Source organism: Wigglesworthia glossinidia endosymbiont of Glossina morsitans morsitans (Yale colony) (genome assembly GCF_000247565.1).
Classification (GTDB): Bacteria; Pseudomonadota; Gammaproteobacteria; order Enterobacterales; family Enterobacteriaceae; genus Wigglesworthia; species Wigglesworthia glossinidia_B.
This window is the reverse complement of the sequence record NC_016893.1, coordinates 405,375-424,928: the sequence shown is the minus strand read 5'-3', so window position 1 is coordinate 424,928 and position 19,554 is coordinate 405,375. Positions and strand designations below refer to the sequence as shown.

Here is a 19,554-nt window from a genome sequence, read left to right as displayed (position 1 = left end):
TTTAAACTAATCTAATTAGATTGTTGTAAAAAATTTATTGTTTTATTTAATTTTTTTATAAAACATGAGATATCTGACTTGCTTGTATACATAGCTATCGAGATTCTACACATACTATTTGTTTTAAAAAATTTCATAATTGGCATAGCACAATGATGTCCAGTACGAATAGCAACTCCATATTGATCAAGTATAACACCTATATCATAAGCATGATAATTTTTTAAATTAAAAGAAATTACTCCAGAAAACGGATCAGATCCATAAATCCTAATTGTAGGAATATTTTTTAATTTTAATAAAGCATAATTTATAATTTTTTTTTCATGTACGAAAATTTTTTTCATGCCGATTTTATTTATGTAATCTACAGCTGCACCTAGTCCGATAATACCAGAAATATTAGGTGAACCAGCTTCAAATTTCCATGGAACAGAGCTAAATTTAACCCCTGAATCTAAACATACATTCTGTATCATGCCACCACCTCCTTCCCATGGAGGCATCTTATCGAGTATTTTTTTTTTCGCATATAATATACCAATTCCTGATGGTCCATATAATTTATGTCCTGAAAATACATAAAAATCGCAATTAATTTTTTGTACATCTATATTGTGGTGCACAATTGCTTGTGCGCCGTCAATTAATATTTTAACATTAAAATAATTTTTTACTTTTTTGATAATAGTTTCTATTGCATTGTATGTTCCTAAAACATTTGACATATGCGTCATGCATAGAAGGCGAGTTTTATGATCAATAATTTGTTCTAGTTTATCAAAATCTAATTTTCCATTAGGTAAAAGTGGAATATATTTAATATTTATTTTTTTTTTTCTTGCAAGAATTTGCCATGGTACAATATTAGAATGATGTTCCATTTGAGTAATTACTATATTTTCCCCTGAATTTATATAATTTTCGCCCCAAGAATGAGCAACTAAATTAATTCCTTCCGTAGCGCCTTTAACAAAAATAATTTCTTTTTCTGATTTTGCATTAAGAAAACAAGAAATTTTTTCTCTAACATCTTCCATGTACTTTGTAGCATTTTTACTTAGAGTATGAATACCTCTATGTACAGCTGAATGTTGTTGTGATACATATTGAATTTCTCGTTTAAAAACAAATTTTGGTTTTTGTGCACTAGCGGCGCTATCTAGATAAATTAATGGATAATTATTAACTATTTTTTTTAGAATAGGAAAATCTTTTCTAATTTTTTTAATTGGATATATCATATTTTTATTTGCTCTAAAAATGATACGATTAAATTATTTAAAGTTTTATGTAGTGATTTATAAGATACATTTTTAAGCACTTCTAAAGAAAATGCATACATGATCATTTTTTTTGCATGATTTTTTGAAATTCCTCTAGAGCGCAGATAAAATAAATGTTCTGGATTCATATATCCAACTGTAGATCCATGACTACATTTTACATCATCTGCATAAATTTCTAATTCAGGTTTTGTATTTATCTTAGAATGTTTGCTAGTTAATAAATTATCGTTTTTCATATGACCGTCTGTTTTTACTGCATTTTTCTCAACTTTAATAATACCATGAAAGTTTCCTATTGCAGATTTTGATAAAATCATTTTATGTAGTTGCCTACTCTTACAACAACGAGATTTGTGATCTATGTATGTATTTATGTCGATAATTTGTTTATTACTAGGTACGGATAAACTGTTTATTGATACATCAGAGTGTTCATGATTCAAACATACATGAGTGTTTTGCTGAGAAAAATATCCTCCCAAGTTGAAAAGATGATTATAAAATGTAGTATTTTTATTTAAAATAATATTGTTATTCGCAATATGATAGCTATTAAAATTATCAAAATTAATTTTTAAATAATTCATATGAGCACTGCTTTCTAATAAAAAATTTGTGCAAATATTATTTAAATATGAGTAATGACTATTACCTAAAAAGTGCTCTATGATTTCTCCTCGAGCATTTTCTTGCACATTAATGTGTATACGAGAATTTATTACAGCAATTTTATTATTTTGTCCGCCTGAATTGATATGAAGTAAGTATAATGGAATAAGAGGTTTTGTATTTTTTTCTAAATCAATATGTATTATATTTTCACAGAAACTTTCTGACATATGTAAAAAAAAATTAGATTTTATTAAATAATTAGGTGATATTTTTATATAATTATTTTTTCTTATTTTTATTTTCCATTGGCCAAAATCATTATCACTTAAATGTTGACACAGCGTGCCGTTAAAAAACACTAATTTATAAACATGTTTATGCAATAAAATTTTGTCTAGTTCGATATTAAAATTTGAATTCTTGTTCGCTATAAAAAATTTTTTTGTAAAAAAATTTTTTAATGGAACCACATTCCAAATTTCTTTTGAAAAATATGACGATCGTAATTCAAAAATTTTATTCCAGTGCATACAAAGATCTTTAGGTCGTTTTTTGCATAAAAACAATTTATTCCATTGCTCTAGAAAATTTATGATATGTGTATTGTATTTTAATTTATCCATATCCGTATTCCTCGAGATGTTTAACTATTTCAAAAGTTCCAGATTGGACAATACTGCCTTTATTTAATACATGCACGTAATCTGGTGATATATAATTTAATATGCGTTGGTAATGAGTGATAATGATAAAAGACCGTTTTTTATGTCTTAACATATTTATGCAATTAGAAATTTTTTTTAATGAATCTATATCTAATCCGGAATCAATTTCATCTAATACACATAAACTGGGTTTTAATATTATCATTTGTAAGATTTCATTTCTTTTTTTTTCTCCTCCTGAAAATCCTACATTTAATGCTCTTTGCATAAATTCTTCGGAAATATTAAGTAGTTCTGTATTTTTTTTATATATTTGAGAAAAATTATAAATATCTAAAAAAGGTTTATTTTGATATTTTCGAATAGCATTAATACTTGCATGCAAAAAATTTTTATTATTTATGCCTGGTATTTCCATTGGATATTGAAAAGCTATAAAAATTCCTTTTCCTGCTCGTTCTTCTGGGGTTAATTGAAAAAGATTAACATTTTTAAATAAAATACTTCCAGAAGTAATAACACAATGTTTTTTTCCAGACAAAGTATCTGCTAGAGTGCTTTTTCCTGATCCATTTGGACCCATAATAGCATGAACTTCTCCTGGTTGAATTTTTAAATTTAACTTATTTAAAATAAGTTGATTATTAACCATAACTTCTAAATTTTGAATTGACAACATGTTTTGTTCCTAGTAAATAAATTCCAAAAAAATGTATTTTCTACTTATTTTAACCTATACTATGATCTAAATTAATATGAAGTAACTTTTCTGCTTCTATAGCAAATTCTAATGGCAACTTAGAGAATACTTCTTTACAAAATCCATGTACAATCATAGAAATTGCATCATTAACATTAATTCCTCTTTGTTGACAATAAAAAATTTGATCTTCTTCTATTTTAGATGTCGTAGCTTCATGCTCAATCTGAGAAGTTTGATTATTTACTTGAATATTTGGAAAAGTATGTGCTCCAGATTTAGTACCAATTAACATAGAATCACATTGAGTAAAATTTCTTGAATAATTTGCTTGAGATGTAATTTTTACTAAACCCCGATAGGTATTGTTACTTTGCCCGGAAGATATTGTTTTAGATACAATAGTTGAGCTGCTATTTTTACCTATATGAATCATTTTAGTACCCGTATCTGCTTGCTGATAATTTTTTGTTAAAGCAATAGAAAAAAATTCTCCTATTGATTCATTTCCTTTTAAAATCACACTTGGATACTTCCAAGTAATTGCAGATCCTGTTTCAGATTGTGTCCAAGACATTTTTGATTTTTTTCCTTTACATAAAGCACGCTTTGTGACAAAATTCAATATTCCGCTTTCATTAGATTGTCCCGGAAACCAATTTTGCACAGTAGAATACTTTACTGTAGCATAATCTAGCACAATGACTTCTACAACGGCAGCATGCAACTGATGACCATCCCGTATCGGAGCAGAGCAACCCTCGATATAACTTACTGTACTATTTTTATCTGCTATTAAAATAGTACGTTCAAATTGACCAGTATTAGCGGAATTTATACGAAAATATGTGGATAATTCCATCGGGCATTGTACATTTTTTGGAATATATACAAATGTCCCATCAGAAGCTACAGCAGAATTTAAAGCCGCAAAAAAATTATCATTTGCAGGGACAACGCTTCCTAAATATTTACGTACAAGTTCTGGATAATTTTGAATTGCTTCGCTAAAAGAACAAAAAATAATTCCCATCTCTTTAAGAGAACTTTGATATGTTGTAGATACAGAAACAGAATCAAATATAGCATCGATTGCTATATTTTTATCTTCTTTTGTAGGTATGCCTAATTTTTTAAATGTATTTTTTACTTCAGGAATTAAATAATTTTGAGAATTTTTTTTTGTTTTATTTCGTTTATCATTTTGGCAAGAATCGCATTTTGGTGCGGAGTAATAACTATATTCATTATAATTAATTGGATCAAATTTTCCATGTAACCAATGCGGTTCAGACATGTTTAGCCATGCATTATATGCTTGCATTCTAAAATTTAACATCCAATCAGGTTCGTTACGCTTTCTAGATATAGCGCAAATTACTTTTTCATTAATTCCTTTTTCTAATTCGTCTGTTTTTAAAATTGTAGAAAATCCTTCTTTATATTCATTTAAATTTAATTTATATGTACTTTCTTTTAAAGAATTGTTAATATTATTTTTCATAAAATATTGTCTCATTAAAAATTTATACTTTTTCCACAACCACATATGTTTTTTGCATTCGGATTATTAAATTTAAATTTGTAACCTAATCCATTTTTAATGTAATCTAGTTCGAGTGTATTAATAAATGGCAAAAATTTTTTTAGTGTACATATTTGTACTCCTTTGTATTCGTATACAAAATCATCTTTTGTAAACTTCGATACTGTATTTATCAAATAACTCCAACCTGCACATCCAGATCTTTTTAATGATATTCGAATTCCTAAGATAGATGGATTTTGTTTTATTAGTTGATTGATTTTTTTTACAGCAGATTCAGTTAGAATAAATTTCTTTAATGATTTCTGTGTATCTTTATAATGTTTCATTGTATTAATTAAATGTTTCATATAAAACTTATGTTAAAATAAATATAAATTAATTTTAATATAAATATTATTAAATTCCCATAAAAATAAAATTTTATGCTTTATATATTTTATATATAATTTTATTATAAAATAATCAGTATACATATTAATAATTTAAAAATTTTTTAAAAAAATTTATATATTTTAAGTATAATCAAATTAAATAAAGTGTATATAAGTTATTATATTAACAAATAATTGAGAATTAAAAATTTTATTTTATACAAATTTATTGTACTAATTTTTTAAATAAAAATTAGATTATACTAAAATAAATTTTAAAAAATTATTTTTAATATTTATTATAAAATATCACATGTTATTATTATGTATAAATTATCAGGAAAATCAGATTATGAATTTATTACTTGGAAAACGTTTCTTAATCACAGGAATGATAAATAAATATTCTATAGCATACGGTATTGCTCGTGCTATATATCGTCAAAAAGCCGAATTAGCATTTACCTATCAAAATGAAAAAGCGAAACAACGTATTGAAAAAATTGTGCAAAAAGAATTTAATTCGAATCTTTTATTACCTTGTGATGTAAACAACAAACAAGATATTCATGATTTATTTCAAAAGTTAAAAAAATCATGGAAAACTTTTGATGGTTTTTTACATTCTATTGCATATGCAAATCCAAAAAATTTATCAGGAAATTATTTAGATTCTTTAACTCAGGAAGATTTTATGCACGCACATAAAATTAGCACATATAGTTTTTCTGAAATGTCTAAGCTTAGTAGATCTATGATAAATTCAGGAGGAAGTATAGTGACAATTACATATATAGGTTCTGAAAGAATTATACCAAATTATAATATAATGGGTATTGCAAAAGCTGCTTTAGAAGCGAGCGTACGTTATATAGCATATTCTTTAGGAAATGAAAATATTAGAGTAAATGCAATTTCTGCTGCTCCAATCAAAACTTTATCGGCTTCTGGAATTAAAAATTTTAAAAAGATGTTAAAAAATTATGGAAATATAAATCCTTTAAAAAAAATTATTAATATTCATGATATAGGAAATGTTGCTACATTTTTGTTTTCTGATTTATCATCTATAGTTACTGGAGAAATTATTCATGCTGATGGTGGTTTTCATATCATGTCTGCAATAGAAAATGAAAATTGATTTTTTATGTTTGATTATTTTAAAATACACAATAATATATATTATGTTCAATTAATATATTGAATCAGTTTTGATATTATATAAAAATAAAAAATTGCAGATATTTATTATATTTAAGAATCTAATTGTTAATATCAGACAAAATTTTTTTCAAAATCATATATGGATTATCCGCACGAGTAATTGGACGTCCAATTACTAAAAAATCAGATCCAGATCTTATTGCTTCTCGAGGCGTCATAACACGTTTTTGATCATCATAGTACATTCTTTTTGGACGTATTCCCGGGGTGATAATAATAAAATTTTTTCCAAATAATTTTCTAATGCTTTTCGCTTCCCACGGAGAACATACAATGCCATCTAATTTACATTTTTTAGCAAGTACAGATAATTTGATTACATGATTTAACATAGAAGAAGTATTAATACCAATATGATTTAATTCAAGTATATTCATACTAGTTAATACAGTTACTCCAATAATTTTAGGTGTGTTCTTTTTATGAAAATTGAGTGCCGATCGAGCCGACAACATCATACTTTTTCCTCCATGGATATGTAAAGTAAACATCCATACATCTAATTTTTTTATAGCATATACTGATCTTTTTACTGTATTAGGAATATCATAAAGCTTTAAATCTAAAAAGATCTTAAATCCTTTTTTATGTAAATAATTTACTAAAAAAACTCCTGATTTGATAAAAAGTTCTTGGCCAATTTTTAATTGACATTGTTGTGGAGATATTTTTTTAGAAAAATAAATTGCTTGTTCGGGATCTTGATAATCTAATGCTATAATAATTGGAGATAATTTTTTTTTTTCTATCATACTGTTTTTAGTAACCAACATTAAAAATAATTAATTTATATTTAATTTTTTTATATTAAAACATAAATTTATATTTTATTGATACAAAGTATTAGTATTAATAAAATCTGAAACTGTATACATTATATTTAATATTTTATAATTATTCAAAATATTAAATTTCATTTGTAAAAAATGAATATGTTAAAAAATATAATAAATATATGTAGCATTTATGTTAAATTTTTATTTAAAAATAAGTAACATTTTTTTACAAATTCAATAAACATTATTTAATTTTTATTTCAAATAAAAATTTAAAATTATAATAGTTTTGACTTGCTATAAAATTTATTTATAAATTTTTTTAAAAATATTTATATTAAAATGAATATAGTATATATTTAATTTAAAGTATATATTATATAATATAAATTATAGTAAAACTAATATCTATATAAATTAATTAATAATATTATATTTAATAATATTAGTTTTTTAAATTAATAAAATTGTATAATAATTTATTTAAAAATTTAATTTTTGGAGCAAATATGCAAGTTAAACGTATTACACAAGCTCGTTTACCTACACCATGGACAGAATTTATTATGGTAGGTTTTGAAGAAATTCAAACTAAATATAACCATATTGCTTTACTTCACGGAAGTATTACAGAAAATACATCAATTTTAACTCGAATACACTCTGAATGCTTAACTGGAGATGCATTATTTAGTTTACGTTGCGATTGTGGTTTTCAACTACAAGCTGCGCTATCTTCTATTGCACATGAAAAATGTGGCGTTTTAATATATCATCGACAAGAAGGTCGTAATATTGGTTTGCTCAATAAAATTCGTGCATATGCTCTACAAGATCAAGGAATTGATACTGTAGAAGCTAATTATCAATTAGGATTTGCAGCAGATGAAAGAGATTTCACAGTATGCGCAGAAATATTAAGTGCATTAAAAATTAAATCTATTCGATTATTAACAAACAATCCTGAAAAAGTTAATATATTAAGTTCTGCAGGTATTAATATCACTGAACGTGTCCCTTTAATCGTAGGACGAAATCCTAATAATGCTAAGTACTTAGATACTAAAGCTAGAAAAATGGGTCATATATTATGCAATTTCAACAAATAATACTTTTTTAAAAAAGTACATGAACGTTATTTTTTGTAAAAAATACTTTCATTCTTGATATTTTACATGTAATAAAACGAAAACATTAGTACTTAAATAAATTTAAATTTTAAGATTTGAATAATTTAAAAATTTATTTGCGATTTAAAAAAATTCATAAAAAATTTTTTTAACAAAATTTTTTAAAAAAAATTAATAAAATTATTTTTATTATCTATAAACAAAATATTTTATATTAAAAAAATTACATTAAACATTATATATTGAATATGTTAAATCATAAAATGTTCTTTTTTAAAAGAAATTTTTTATTAAATAAATATATCTTAATTACTGGAGCTACTGATGGAATTGGCAAAGAAGCCGCTATTACATATGCGAAATATGGAGCAAATGTTATTTTGCTAGGAAAATCTAAAAAAAAATTAGTACAAATTAAACGGCAAATAGAAAAAAACAATTCGAATACTATCGTATATATACTTGTTATCAATTTAGAATCATTTAATCATAATCAATATAAGTTAATTTTTAAACAAATTAAAAATAAAGTACCATACTTACATGGATTGCTAAATAACGCTGGAATTTTAGGAAAAATTGATCCAATTATAAAACAAAAACCGAAAATTTGGAAAAAAGTAATTAATGTAAATTTAAATGGGTCTTTTATGATAACTCAAACATTTTTGCCGCTAATTTTAAAAGCAAAAAATCCATCAATTATTTTTACCACATCTGGTACTACTCCTAATGGACGAGCAAATTGGGGTCCTTATGCTATTTCAAAATTTGCTATAGAAGGCTTTATGAAAGTACTATCTGCTGAATATCCATCATCTAAGCTTCGCGTAAATTGCATTAATCCCGGATCTATAAAAACAAAAATGAGAAAAATCGCTTTTCCAACAGAAAATAATTATGCGCTTATGCAACCAAAAGATATCATGTATTTTTATTTGTATTTAATGTCGAATATTAGCAAAAATAAAACTGGAATAAGATTTGATGTTAAAAAATTGGTGAAGTTTATATTTAATTAGGTAAAAATCTCAGTATTATATATATGATATATAATTTGTGTCATATAAAATGAATAATTTATCAAAATCTATTTAAATAATTTTAATTAATTATTTTTAATAATATTCAAAATAAATAGTATTTATTTTTTAAAAAATATTGCTTATATATATTTTAAAATTTTTAATTTATTAAAATATTAAACAAATAGAAAATTCATTTCAAATGAACAGGGAGAAGATGATGCCTATTTTTATAAAAAATTTATTATTTGATACTTGGAATTTTTTTATTAATCAAATTTTGAATATAGTACTTTTTTCCATAACATCCGCAATAATTAGTGGTTTAATTGGATATGCTTTTCTTCCGACATTAGAAGAAATGTCTTCTCTTACAAACATAATTTCTAATTTTAATGAATCTATAAGTAATATGCAGTATTTATTTAAAAATTTATCTAACGATCAAAAATATATTCTTTTTAAATTATCTGTATCAAGTCACTTATCTAGTTTGATTGGCAACGCTTTTCTATTTAGTAATATTGTACTAATGATATATAATATTTGTAACAAAAAATACAGTACTTTTTATCAATTAATTTTAAATGCTTTTCCATTTTTTCCAAAGTTCCTTACGTTAATTTTTTTAGTCTCTTTTCTTGTACAGTTTGGAATAGCTTTCATGATCGTACCAGGAATTTTTTTATTAATTATTTTTAGTTTTTCACCAATCTTAATTTCTAACAAAAAAATTGGTATTATTTATGCTATGCGTACTAGCATGCATCATGCATTGTTGCACACCCGATTGATTGCACCTATTATAATATTGTGGTTATTTTTAAAATTAATAATATTAATAACAGTTTCTCAAATATTTATTTATTCTCATTTAATATCTATAAAAATATTTTTTTATTTAATAAATAATATTGTTACTAGTTATGCAATAATATATATATATCGACTTTTTACATTGTCTGAAAACAAAAAAAACTTTACTTAATCAAAATAAATTCATATATCAAGTATATGCAATTAATTAATTTTTTTTAAAATAAATAAAATTTTTAGTGTAAATATAGAATTCAATATATATTGAAAATTTAATATGAAAAATAAATTTTTTTATTTTTTAAAAATTATTTTTTATTATATAAAACAAATTTTTAATTTTAAAAATTGTTTCAATTCGATATGAATTAAAATTTGATATTAAAAAATTAAAATAGCATTAAAAATGTTATATTAAACCTTAATGCATACTTAAAGTTTAATTAAAAATAGTTTTTTAATATTAAAAAATTATCTAAATTTAAACTAAAATAAATCATATTTTTTATGTTTATAAATTCTTTTTCCATTATTAATACATATTTACCGATAATTAACTGGACATTATTACTAGGATATTGGTGGTTAATTATAGAAGTTACTTTAAAAATTTTAAAAAAGCGTCGTACTGTATCTACATCTATGGCATGGTTACTGACAATTTATATTGTTCCTCTTTTAGGAATATTAATTTATTTATTATTTGGAGAGTTAAATTTAGAAAAAAAAAGAATAAAGAAAAATAAAGTTATTTGGATTTCTGCACTGAAAAATCTAAAAAACTATAAACAAATTTTTACTACGGTTAACAGTAGAGTAGCATCAGCATTATTTCAATTGTGCAAACATCGTCAAGGAATGGAAGGGGTAAAAAGTAATAATATTAATATTTTAACTAATTCAGATGATATGATGCATACAGTCATTAAGGATATAAATTTAGCTCAAACAAATATTGAAATGGTCTTTTATATATGGCATCCAGGTGGTTGGGTAAATCAAATTGTTGAAGTTTTAATAAAAGCGGCGCATCGTGGAATAAAATGCAGATTAATTTTAGATTCAGCAGGTAGCAACAATTTTTTTCGCAGTATACATGCAAAGATGATGAGAGGTGCAGGTATTAAAATTGTAAAAGCTTTACACGTAAATATTTTAAGAATATTTTTTAGACGTATGGATTTAAGGCAACATCGTAAAATGATTTTAATTGACAATCGAATTGGATATACTGGCAGCATGAATATGATAGATCCTAAATGTTTTAAACAACATATTGGGGTTGGAGAATGGATTGACATTATGATCCGTATGGAAGGGCCTGTAGTATCAGCAATGCGAATTATATTTTCATGTGATTGGGAAATAGAAACTGGAGAAAAAATTTTTTTCTTACCAGATCAGATTAAAATTATTAATGAATCAGAATATAATTATACAACAAATGTTATTCCATCGGGTCCTGGATTTTCAGAAGATCTTATTCAACAAGTATTATTAACTGCTATCTATTCTGCTAGAAAAAAAATAGTAATTACTACGCCGTATTTAGTGCCTAGCGATGATTTATTGCATGCTATTTGCACGGCTGCACAAAGAGGGGTGTTAGTGTATATTATTATTCCAAAATTCAATGATTCTATTTTGGTTAGATGGGCAAGTAGGGCATTTTTTTCAGAATTACTTCATTCGGGTGTTAAAATTTATCAATTTGAAAATGGATTGCTGCATAGTAAAACTATTTTAGTAGATAATCAACTCAGTTTAGTAGGTACAGCAAATTTAGACATGAGAAGTTTATGGTTAAATTTTGAAGTAACATTGATAGTAGATAATCGCCATTTTGGAAAAAAATTAAAAAAAATACATAAAAATTATATATCATTTTCTACAATATTAAATTTACATGAATGGGTAAAAAGGCCATACTGGCAACGTGCAATTGAGCGTTTTTTTTATTTTTTTAGTCCACTATTATAATAAAATTAATTAAAATATATTTATTTTCTATAATAAAAGAACTATACTAAACTAATTAAATATTTTTGCATAAAAATCTATATATTACTTTATAAACAAATTTGATAATGCATATTAAAATTTTTCATTAATATTTAATTTAAGATATTTTTATTTAATAAAAATAAAACTAATTTAATTTATATAAAAAAATTATTGATTTTAAATTTATTTCAAATAAATTAAAATTTACTAAATATTAAAATAAAGATTTTTTATTTGTTAATTTTTAATAAAAAAAATAATTTTTTTATTAAAAAAACTAAATTAATTTAATATTTTAGTTTATATTAATAAAAATATCTATTACAGTTTATAACTTAAAATTTCACGTTTTTTGATTTACAAAATACAATATTTTAATTAATGATAATATAAATATTAAAATAAATAAATTAAAATTATATTATCAAAAAAATGATAATTCTATTATATACTTGAGAGTACCGTAGATGAGCGAAGCATTAAAAATTCTTAACAATATACGCACTTTAAGAGCACAAGCTAGAGAATGTACTTTAGAGACATTAGAAGAAATGTTGGAAAAATTAGAAGTCGTTGTTAATGAGCGTAGAGAAGAAGATAACCAAGCTCAAGCTGAAATTGAAGAACGTACTCGAAAATTAAAACAATATCGAGAAATGTTAATAGCAGACGGTATTGACCCCAATGAACTACTGCAATCTATGCATAATACAATTAAAACATCTATTAAAAATAAGCGCGCCATGCGTCCAGCAAAATATCAATATATCGACGAACATGGAGCAATCAGAACGTGGACAGGTCAGGGAAGAACACCAACAATAATCAAAAAAGCTATTGATACAGAAGGCAAAAAATTAGAAGATTTTTTATTATAAAAATATATAAATACCGAAAATAAATGTGCGAAAAGTTTTAATTTTTTTATTAAAAATTGAATAATATTTTCTTTAATTAGAATATAAAAAAATTTATTATTTTAATAATATTTTTTTCAGAAAATATTAAAATAATTTTTGATTACATATTTTTTAAATAAAAAATCAAAATTAAACTTTATATAAATAAATGTCTTGGTATTTTCTTATTAAGAATTTTGATTATTTAAGTTATCAGAAAAAAATTATATTTAAATATTTTTTCTTTATAAAATTTAACTTTTTACTTTTAATCTTGAACAAGATTCTCCTCGACCAATACCATAATATAAAAAGCCATTATTTTTTAAATATTTTGGATTATATAAATTTCTTCCATCAAAAATTACTGGATGTTTTAATTTAGATTTAATGATTTTAAAGTCTGGAAAATAAAATTGTTTCCATTCTGTGCAAATAATTAAAGCATCTGCATGTTCTAGAGTAGATTCTTTATTATGCATTAATTTTAAATTATTGTTATTCTTATATACTAAAGAAATTTCTTGCATAGCTTTTGGATCAAAAGCCTGCACTTTTGCGCCGCAATTCCATAAAGATTCCATTAACATACAACTTGATGCTTCTCTGATATCATTAGTATTTGGTTTAAAAGATAATCCCCATAATGCAAAAGTTTTCTTGTACAAATCATTTCTAAAATGAAACTGAATTAATTTAAACAATTTATTTTTTTGCATGATATTAATTTCTTCTACTGCATGTAACAATTTAGGTTCATATCCAAACTCTTTTGATTTAAGGATTAATCCTCGAACATCTTTTGGAAAACAAGATCCTCCGTAGCCACATCCTGGATATATATAACTTTTCCCAATACGTGAATCTGAACCTATGCCTTGACGAATTTTTTCTATATCTGCGCCAAAAATTTCTGCTAAATTAGCCATTTCGTTCATAAAACTAATCTTGGTCGCTAACATACAGTTAGCAGCATATTTTGTTAATTCTGCACTTCGAAAATCCATAAAAATCATAGAATTTTTTTTATGACAAAATGGTTTATATAATTTTTTTAAAATATTTATAGAATTGATATTGTTTATTCCAAAAATTATCCTTTCTGGATGCATGCAATCTGATATTGCTGTGCCTTCTTTTAAGAATTCTGGATTAAATACTATGTCGAATGTTAAATTTTTATTTCTATTTTTTAATATTTTTTTAACTAAACTAAATATTTTTTCCGATGTACCTATCGGTACAGTAGATTTTTTTAAAATTATCTTATGATTTTCCATATTTTTAGCTATCTTCACTACTACATTATATACTGCCGATATATCAATTCGATTGTTTTTTAACGGTGTTCCAACGGCAATACATTGTATTAAGCCGTGTTTTATGCCAAATTTTAAATTTGTAGTAAACGTTAATTTATTTTTTCGCAAGTTTTTTTGTATCAACTGTACCAATCCTGGTTCATACAAATGTATAATACCTTTTTGTAATTTTAATACTTTATTTAAGTTATTTTCTACACATACTACCTGACATCCAATTTCTGCTAATACTGCAGATTGTACTAATCCGACATATCCAGCGCCAAAAACTGTGACTTTCATTTTATAATTTCCTAAGATTACAAAAATTTGTACTTTTTTATTTATTATAATTATTTTCTATATTATAGACTTTATCCATTTTTTAAAAATTTTTCCAAATTTTTTATGATATAAACCATATTGCACAAAAGCTTGCATATATCCTAATTTATTTCCACAATCATGACTTAATCCTATTATAGGATATGCCTCTACAATTTCATCTTGTATTAACAAGTCGATAGCGTCTGTTAATTGAAATTCTTCATTTTTTCCTGGTTTTATTTTTTTTAATTTTTTCCAAATATTTTTAGAAAATACATATCGTCCTACAATAGACAAATTTGAAAAGTTGTTATTTATATTAGGTTTTTCGATGACTTTAATAATTTTTGCGTGTTTATTAAAATGCATACTTTTTTTTTCACAATATACTATGCCATAATTTTGAAAATTACGTACTTTTTTCACTAATATTTGACTTCTTCCTGTATTTTGAAAACGTTTTAGCATGGCAGATAAATTATCTTTTTTTAAATTTGAAGTGTATTCATTAATAATAATATCGGGTAGTACAACAGCAAATGGTTGATTTTTAATTATAGGAAATGCAGACAAAATCGCATTACCTAATCCGTTTATATTTTTTTGATGAATATATGTGATTGTTACGTATGATGGATAAACTAATTTTATTTTAGAAAATATATCAGATTGTCTTTTTTTTTCTAAAAATTTATATATGTTAATATTACAATCAAGATAACTTTCAATTAAATATTTGCAAGATTTTGTGATTAATATAATATTGTATAATCCAGATAAAATACATTCATTAATAGAATATTGAATTAATGGAATATCGACGATTGGCAACATTTCTTTTGGAATTGTTGCAGTAATAGGCAGCATGCGTGTACCTAATCCAGCTGCTGGAATAATAACAGTATTTATTTTTTTTGTTGTCATTATTTAAATTTAAAGATTTTTAATTAAAATTAAAAAGTAATATTTATATGTTAAAAAAATTACTTAAATTTATTTAAAAAGTTCTTATTTGTTAATTATATCAATATATTTTAATAAATTTGAAAAATATGTTTCTTTAAATTTTTATATTAATTTTTTGATATAAATTTAAAATTTAATTTTTTTTATAGTGTAAAAATAAGATAAAAGTGATTTTTATAAATTTAATATAATTTATATCATATAAATATTACATCATATCTTGCAGTTAAAAAAATTATATTTTGATTAAAATATTTCTTAATAACATCTATATATGAAAAATAAAATTGATTATTTCTATTTAATTATAAAAATTTATATAAATTGATTTATGTCTATTTTTAATAAAAATGTAAATATAGAATGTCTCAAAAAAAAAGTTGTATTTATTACTTGCAAATATCAAACAAACATAATTAACAAAATTATGAAAATATGTTCTAATCAATCTCTAGAAATTTTAGAAATTTCTACTTATCTAGATACAGAAATAAATATATTTTTTATACGTTTATCAATTCAAGGATATTTTCAAGATTGTTCATTTTTATATGATTTTCATAATTTACTTCCATCAGAATTAGAAATTAACTGTCATAATGTAAAAAAACCAAAAATTATATTATTAGCAACTAAAGAATCACACTGCATCGGAAACTTATTAATTAAAAAAAAATTTGGTCATTTATATGCTGATATATTAGCAATAATAAGCAATCATAAAATTCTTAAGCCACTAGTAAAATTATTTCATATTCCATATTATTATATTGATCATTATATGTTAAGCAATGAAGAACATAGTAATAAAATTTTAGAAATAAGTAAAAAATTTAAACCAGATTATATTATTTTAGCAAAGTATATGCGCATATTAACATCCAAATTTGTGCAAAGTTATCATAATAAAATTATAAATGTACATCATTCAATTTTACCATCATTTACAGGAGCTAAACCTTACTTGCAAGCTTACAAAAGAGGGGTAAAAATTATTGGAGCTACTGCACATTACGTAAATAATTATTTAGATTCAGGTCCAATAATATTCCAAGATGTTGTTCATATTGATCATACTTATTCTTTAAACGATATGATTCGAATTGGACACGACATGGAACAATACGTTCTTAATCGCGCACTTTATTTAATATTTTCTAATCGTGTTCTAATATTTAAAAATCGTACAATAATTTTTTAAATATTAATATATTAAAAATTATTTTAATAACATTTTAAAATATTTAACATATAATAAAATTAATAAAAAAATTTATATAAATGAATTATATATGCAATTTATATCTTTTAATATCAATGGAGTAAGAGCTCATGAAAAACAAGTATTATTTATCATGCGATCTATTTATCCTGAAATTATCGGATTGCAAGAAATTAAAACGCAAGAAGAATATTTTCCAGAGAAAAAATTTTTACAATATGGATATCGAGCACATGTATATGGACAAAAACAATATCACGGAGTTGCGTTCTTAAGTCGAATTAAAATTCAAAAAACATTTCGAGGACTGTATAATTATGACAATAGGCAACGCCGTGTGATTGCGATTGAATTAAAAACAAAAAAAATTAAAAAACTTATTGTAATCAACATATATGCGCCTCATGGAGAGTCTTTCTATAAGACAGATAAATTTGAAGAAAAAAAATTTTTTTATCAAAAATTATATCTTTTTTTAAAAAGAAATTGTGAAAAAAATGCTCATATTTTAATTATGGGGGATATGAATATTAGTCCAACAGACCTAGATATCGGATTAAGTGTAAATTCGTACAAGCAATGGTTAAATTTAAAAAAATGTGCATTCTTACCTGAAGAAAGAATGTGGTTGAATAACTTATTTCAATTAGGATTTAAAGACGTATTTCGTTATTTATATCCTCAAAAAAAAAATTTTTATTCTTGGTTTGATTATCGATCGCAAGGGTATTTAAAAAATATCGGTTTAAGAATTGATTTGTTTTTAGCCACTCATAATATATTAAAGTATATTCAATCTTCTGGTATACTATATCATATTCGATTAATTCATACTGCATCAGATCATGTCCCAATTTGGATAAAAATGAATATTTAAGAGATTTTATTTTATGAATTTTCTTGCACTAGATTTTACAAATCAAATATATTCAGTTACTTGCATGAAAAATAACAAAATTTCTACTGAATATAAAGCGATAAAAAAAGAAAATACAAAATATATTTTATATGCAATTAAAAAAACTTTACATGATGTTAATTTATTACTTTCAAATGTTAATTATTTTGTATTTAATAAAGGCCCAGGAAGTTTATTAGGGTTACGTATTAGCATTGCAATTATACAAGGATTATCTTTTGCTAACAATTTACCTGTTTTAGGTATATCTGCTTTACACATATTAGCACAAAAAATTTTTACACATACTAATTGTAAAAAAGTATTAATTGCTATTAATTTTAGTAAAAATTTAATTAATTGGGCTGTTTACCAAAAAGATAATAATACAATAGAAATATTAAAAGAACATTTTTCTACGCCAAAAAAACTATTGTCTCTAATCTATTATATACCTAATATCCAGATAATATCGGGAAATAGTTGGGAAAAATATCAATCACTAAAAAATTTTGTTCAAATTAATGCGAACATTGTTTATGTTAAAAATATTTTTTCCAGTTCACAAGATATTGTGACACTAGCTAATTTTTGTTTCTCTCATAAAAAAAATTTTTTATGTAAAGAACTTCTTTATAAGAAAAATTTTTTTAATTTTTAGTTCAATTAAAAAATATATTATTCACTCACAACATTTGTTGTTTTATGTTCTTTTGGTAAAATAATATTTAATTCAAATATTTGTAAATCTTTATGATTTTTATGTTCTAATTTAATAGACAATGTATTCGGATTTATATTAAAATATTTTCCAATAACTCTTTTAAGATCTTTTTTTAATTGTACATATACTGGTTTGATTGCATTTTTTCTTTGTTCTTCAATAATAATTTTTAGGCGTTTTTTGGCTGTATGAGCAGTCATTTTTTTTCGAGATATAAAAAAATTAAGTAATACCATGTTTAATTCCATAAAATAATCGTCTAATTATGCCTATTTTTTTTTCTTTTTTTAATATATTGAAAGTACATTCTTCTCCTAATAATCGACGTGATACTTTTTTATAAGCTTGACCTGCTTGTGACTTATTATCCAAAATAATAGGTTTACCTTGATTGGAAGCTTTTAAGATAGATGTATCTTCGGGTATTATACCTAATAGAGGAATACGTAAAATATCAATTACGTCTTCTGCACTTAACATATCGCCATTAATTACACGCTTTACATTATATCGTGTTAATAATAAGTGTTCTTTTATAGGTTCAAGATTGTTTTCAGCTCGATAAGATTTTGAAGATAACATACCTAAAATTCGATCTGAATCACGTACAGATGATATCTCTGGATTTGTAATAACAATTGCTTCATCCGCAAAATAAAAAGAAAGAAGAGCGCCTTTTTCAATTCCTGCCGGAGAATCACATATAATAAAATCAAATTGCATATCTTGCAAATTTTTTAACATAATACTAATAGATTCATGTGTTAATATATTTTTATCTTTTGTTTGAGAAGCTGGTAAAATATACAATTTATCAGTGTATTTATCTTTAATTAAAGCTTGATTTAATGATGCTTCTCCTTGAATAACATTAACTAAATCATATACCACTCTTCTTTCACATCCCATAATTAAATCAAGATTTCTTAATCCAACATCGAAATCAATCACCACTGTTTTTTTTTTTAAAATAGCTAAACCTGTCGCTATTGAAGCACTAGACGTAGTTTTTCCCACTCCTCCTTTTCCTGAAGTAATTGCTAAAATTTTTGTCAT

The 19,554-nt window shown here is 23.7% G+C and carries 19 protein-coding genes; 9 read left to right on the top strand and 10 right to left on the bottom strand.

The features are described 5' to 3' along the window. Positions 1-11: 11 nt before the first annotated feature. The 5 genes from WIGMOR_RS02055 to WIGMOR_RS02035 are packed head-to-tail and all read right to left on the bottom strand — an operon-like array spanning position 12 to position 5,141. A complete protein-coding gene (locus tag WIGMOR_RS02055) occupies positions 12-1,244 on the bottom strand; it encodes a cysteine desulfurase (RefSeq protein ID WP_014354181.1) in 1,233 nt (410 codons plus the stop codon). Beyond that, positions 1,241-2,524, bottom strand: coding sequence for a Fe-S cluster assembly protein SufD (gene sufD, locus WIGMOR_RS02050; protein WP_014354180.1), 1,284 nt, complete (start codon positions 2,522-2,524; stop codon positions 1,241-1,243). The genes WIGMOR_RS02055 and sufD overlap by 4 nt, the downstream gene beginning before the upstream one ends. Further along, a complete protein-coding gene (gene sufC, locus WIGMOR_RS02045; protein WP_014354179.1) occupies positions 2,517-3,245 on the bottom strand; it encodes a Fe-S cluster assembly ATPase SufC in 729 nt (242 codons plus the stop codon). Before sufC ends, sufD begins: the two co-directional genes overlap by 8 nt. Positions 3,246-3,294: 49 nt before the next feature. Beyond that, entirely contained in the window at positions 3,295-4,770 is a 1,476-nt protein-coding gene (gene sufB / locus WIGMOR_RS02040) for a Fe-S cluster assembly protein SufB (RefSeq protein WP_014354178.1), read from the bottom strand. A gap of 14 nt (positions 4,771-4,784) precedes the next feature. Next, positions 4,785-5,141, bottom strand: coding sequence for a HesB/IscA family protein (locus tag WIGMOR_RS02035; RefSeq protein ID WP_041944168.1), 357 nt, complete (start codon positions 5,139-5,141; stop codon positions 4,785-4,787). Between the two features lie 397 nt (positions 5,142-5,538). Here WIGMOR_RS02035 and WIGMOR_RS02030 point away from each other — a divergent pair, with 397 nt between their 5' ends. Continuing rightward, the gene (locus tag WIGMOR_RS02030) at positions 5,539-6,327 is read left to right on the top strand and encodes an enoyl-ACP reductase FabI (RefSeq protein ID WP_014354176.1); all 789 of its coding nucleotides are present in this window, start codon (positions 5,539-5,541) and stop codon (positions 6,325-6,327) included. A gap of 121 nt (positions 6,328-6,448) precedes the next feature. On the opposite strand, the gene pyrF is transcribed toward WIGMOR_RS02030, so the two are convergent. Next, the gene (gene pyrF, locus WIGMOR_RS02025) at positions 6,449-7,183 is read right to left on the bottom strand and encodes an orotidine-5'-phosphate decarboxylase (protein ID WP_014354175.1); all 735 of its coding nucleotides are present in this window, start codon (positions 7,181-7,183) and stop codon (positions 6,449-6,451) included. A gap of 512 nt (positions 7,184-7,695) precedes the next feature. Here pyrF and ribA point away from each other — a divergent pair. The 5 genes from ribA to hns all read left to right on the top strand — a co-directional run bounded on the left by ribA (position 7,696) and on the right by hns (position 13,039). Beyond that, on the top strand, positions 7,696-8,295 hold the full coding sequence (gene ribA, locus WIGMOR_RS02020; protein ID WP_014354174.1) for a GTP cyclohydrolase II: 600 nt from the start codon (positions 7,696-7,698) through the stop codon (positions 8,293-8,295). 269 nt (positions 8,296-8,564) lie between these two features. Next, positions 8,565-9,338 carry a YciK family oxidoreductase gene (locus tag WIGMOR_RS02015; RefSeq protein ID WP_041944118.1) on the top strand — a complete coding sequence of 258 codons (774 nt, stop codon included), beginning with the start codon at positions 8,565-8,567 and terminating at the stop codon, positions 9,336-9,338. Between the two features lie 205 nt (positions 9,339-9,543). Then, positions 9,544-10,329 carry a YciC family protein gene (locus tag WIGMOR_RS02010; RefSeq protein ID WP_236607840.1) on the top strand — a complete coding sequence of 262 codons (786 nt, stop codon included), beginning with the start codon at positions 9,544-9,546 and terminating at the stop codon, positions 10,327-10,329. Between the two features lie 359 nt (positions 10,330-10,688). Continuing rightward, complete coding sequence (gene cls / locus WIGMOR_RS02005; protein WP_041944167.1) at positions 10,689-12,137, top strand: cardiolipin synthase; 1,449 nt, start codon at positions 10,689-10,691, stop codon at positions 12,135-12,137. A 491-nt stretch (positions 12,138-12,628) separates the two neighbouring features. Further along, a complete protein-coding gene (gene hns, locus WIGMOR_RS02000) occupies positions 12,629-13,039 on the top strand; it encodes a histone-like nucleoid-structuring protein H-NS (RefSeq protein ID WP_014354170.1) in 411 nt (136 codons plus the stop codon). A 275-nt stretch (positions 13,040-13,314) separates the two neighbouring features. Here the strand turns inward: hns and WIGMOR_RS01995 are convergent, their stop codons facing one another. Further along, positions 13,315-14,664: a UDP-glucose dehydrogenase family protein gene (locus WIGMOR_RS01995; RefSeq protein ID WP_014354169.1), complete on the bottom strand. Its 1,350-nt coding sequence runs from the start codon at positions 14,662-14,664 to the stop codon at positions 13,315-13,317. Positions 14,665-14,721: 57 nt separating this feature from the next. After that, on the bottom strand, positions 14,722-15,612 hold the full coding sequence (locus tag WIGMOR_RS01990) for a sugar phosphate nucleotidyltransferase (RefSeq protein ID WP_014354168.1): 891 nt from the start codon (positions 15,610-15,612) through the stop codon (positions 14,722-14,724). A 373-nt stretch (positions 15,613-15,985) separates the two neighbouring features. Here WIGMOR_RS01990 and purU point away from each other — a divergent pair, with 373 nt between their 5' ends. The 3 genes from purU (at position 15,986) to tsaB (ending at position 18,435) form a co-directional block, all read left to right on the top strand. Next, the gene (gene purU, locus WIGMOR_RS01985; protein ID WP_014354167.1) at positions 15,986-16,855 is read left to right on the top strand and encodes a formyltetrahydrofolate deformylase; all 870 of its coding nucleotides are present in this window, start codon (positions 15,986-15,988) and stop codon (positions 16,853-16,855) included. A gap of 91 nt (positions 16,856-16,946) precedes the next feature. Further along, complete coding sequence (gene xthA, locus WIGMOR_RS01980; RefSeq protein ID WP_014354166.1) at positions 16,947-17,753, top strand: exodeoxyribonuclease III; 807 nt, start codon at positions 16,947-16,949, stop codon at positions 17,751-17,753. A gap of 13 nt (positions 17,754-17,766) precedes the next feature. Beyond that, positions 17,767-18,435, top strand: a complete 669-nt coding sequence (tsaB, locus tag WIGMOR_RS01975; protein WP_014354165.1) for a tRNA (adenosine(37)-N6)-threonylcarbamoyltransferase complex dimerization subunit type 1 TsaB — start codon at positions 17,767-17,769, stop codon at positions 18,433-18,435. Between the two features lie 17 nt (positions 18,436-18,452). Here the strand turns inward: tsaB and minE are convergent, their stop codons facing one another. Together minE and minD are read right to left on the bottom strand one after the other, a co-directional pair. Further along, positions 18,453-18,734 carry a cell division topological specificity factor MinE gene (gene minE / locus WIGMOR_RS01970; RefSeq protein WP_014354164.1) on the bottom strand — a complete coding sequence of 94 codons (282 nt, stop codon included), beginning with the start codon at positions 18,732-18,734 and terminating at the stop codon, positions 18,453-18,455. After that, complete coding sequence (minD, locus tag WIGMOR_RS01965) at positions 18,721-19,554, bottom strand: septum site-determining protein MinD (protein WP_014354163.1); 834 nt, start codon at positions 19,552-19,554, stop codon at positions 18,721-18,723. Before minD ends, minE begins: the two co-directional genes overlap by 14 nt.